Below are 2,263 nucleotides of genomic sequence, written 5' to 3'. Positions count from 1 at the left end.
CAGCACACCCAGTTCGTGCTCTTCCTGTGCGATGGCGTAGTCGTCCTTGCGGGCTTGGGTGACCGCCGCCCGAAGCACGCTGTGCTCCACCAAAGTGTGCTGGGTCAGGCGGGGCAAGGTCCGCCCTTTGAGCCAGGCGCTGAACTCGGCGCGGGGCAAGGCGGCAAGCAGCACCCTGCCTGTGGACGTGGCGTGCACCGGCAAGCGTGCGCCCAGATGCAGGCCATAGGCCATGAGGCGTGGGCTACCCACCGAGGCACTGCGGGCCACGATCACCACTTCGTCGCCATCGAGCACCACGGCTGAAAACGACTCGCGCGTCAGCGCCGCCAGGCGGTTCAGCGTGGGCTGCAACAAACGGGGCAGCCGGGCCGATGCGAGGTAGCTGCCCGAGAAACGCAGCACCTTGGCTGAAAGCCAGTAGTGCGTGCCGTCGGTGTCCAGATAGCCCAGATGCGCCAAGGTTAGCAAATGGCGCCGCGCCGCTGCCCGCGTCAGCCCCGCCCGCTCGGCGGCCTGGGTCGCGTTGAGCCGCTGGCGCTCGGTATCGAAACTCTCCAGCACCGCCATGCCTTTGGCCATGCCTTCGATGAAATCGGCTTTGGCGATAGGCAGCGGTGAATGGCTCATGGAGAACGGAGGCTTCGATACAAGATGATTTGCGCGATCATCGCACAACCAATCCGGTGATCGCGCAAATCCAGGGTTTCGGGATTGTGTGCTTGAAGCGGCCTGCTTACGCTCAGGGTTCCTCCAACCAACCAGAGACAAACCCCGCGCACCGGTGCACAAGCGGTTGATGGATCGTGACCACGCGGCACCATCGGCCAAGCTGTCAAAGACAGTGCGGGGGTGACCCACAGTATGCGAACACAAGTTGCCATCATCGGCGCAGGCCCGTCCGGCCTGTTGCTCGGCCAGTTGCTGCACAAAGCCGGCATCGACAACGTCATCGTCGAGCGCCAAAGTGGCGACTACGTGCTGGGTCGCATACGCGCCGGCATTCTGGAACAGATCACGGTGGACTTGCTGCGCGAAGCCTGCGTGAGCCAGGGCGTTGACACCGACGGCACGGTGCACCACAGCATCGAACTGGTCTACAAGAACATCCGCCGCGCGATTGACGTGACCGGCCTGACCGGTGGCAAGGTGGTCACGGCCTACGGCCAGACCGAAATGACGCGTGACCTCATGCAAGCGCGCGCCGAAACGGGCTTGACCACCGTCTACAGCGCCGCCAATGTCAGCGTGCACGGCTTTGATGGCACAACGCCTTCGGTGCGCTTTGAGGTGGACGGGCAGGCGCAAGAGCTGCAATGCGACTTCATCGCCGGTTGCGACGGCTTCCACGGCGTGTGCCGCGCCAGCGTGCCCGAAGGCTCGATCACCGAATACGAGAAGGTCTACCCCTTCGGTTGGCTGGGCGTGCTGGCCGATGTGCCACCGGTCTCCACCCACGCCATCGTCTACGCCAACAGCGAGCGCGGCTTTGCGCTGTGCTCCATGCGCAGCCTCACCCGCAGCCGCTACTACGTGCAGTGCCCGATCGACGACAAGGTGGAAGACTGGAGCGATCAGCGCTTCTGGGACGAGCTGCGTTTGCGCCTCGATCCCGACCTGGCCTCGCGCATCATCACCGGGCCCAGCATCGAAAAAAGCATCGCGCCGCTGCGCAGCTTTGTGGCCGAGCCCATGCGCTTTGGCCGCATGTTCCTGGCCGGTGATGCGGCGCACATCGTGCCACCCACCGGTGCCAAGGGGCTGAATCTCGCGGCCAGCGACGTGAAATACCTCTCTACCGCCTTGATCGAGCACTACACCGAAAAAAGCGATGCTGGTATCGACAACTACTCGCAGCGTGCGCTGGCCCGCGTGTGGCGCGCCGAACGCTTCAGCTGGTGGCTGACCTCGTTGCTCCACCGCTTTCCAGACACGGGCGGTTTCGGCCAAAAAGTGCAAGAGGCCGAGTTGGAGTACCTGGTCAACTCGGAAGCCGCCTCGCGTTCGCTGGCCGAAAACTACGTGGGCTTGCCGCTGGACTTTGCTGAGTGATTTGGCCCACCCCTGCGCCGCGCTTTCAGCGCGGTGCGCCTGGGTTGAGCTAGTTTGAATGTGGGCGACGCTGTCGCCCGTTTGCATTGGTGACCCAAGGCTTGCGGTTAAATGGTTGGGCAACATTCAAAAACCGTTCAGACACAACCATGACGCTCTCCAAACCTGCCACATCCCCCCGACAGCTCAAGCCCTTGCACCGTGTGCGCAT

Annotated in this window: 2 protein-coding genes; one reads left to right on the top strand and one right to left on the bottom strand. The window is 63.4% G+C overall.

What is annotated here, in order from left to right; translation table 11 throughout:
• On the bottom strand, window positions 1-630 hold a 630-nt coding region (locus ABYB95_RS21940), incomplete at its 3' end, for an IclR family transcriptional regulator C-terminal domain-containing protein (protein WP_372661963.1).
• Window positions 631-864: 234 nt separating this feature from the next.
• Between ABYB95_RS21940 and pobA the strand changes: the two genes are divergently transcribed.
• Window positions 865-2,052 carry a 4-hydroxybenzoate 3-monooxygenase gene (gene pobA, locus ABYB95_RS21935; protein WP_372661960.1) on the top strand — a complete coding sequence of 396 codons (1,188 nt, stop codon included), beginning with the start codon at window positions 865-867 and terminating at the stop codon, window positions 2,050-2,052.
• Window positions 2,053-2,263: the final 211 nt, after the last annotated feature.

This window comes from Hydrogenophaga sp., assembly GCF_041633695.1.
In the GTDB taxonomy this organism is placed as follows: domain Bacteria; phylum Pseudomonadota; class Gammaproteobacteria; order Burkholderiales; family Burkholderiaceae_C; genus Hydrogenophaga.
The sequence above is the reverse complement of the archived record's forward strand: the minus strand, read 5'-3'. Positions and strand labels throughout refer to the sequence as shown.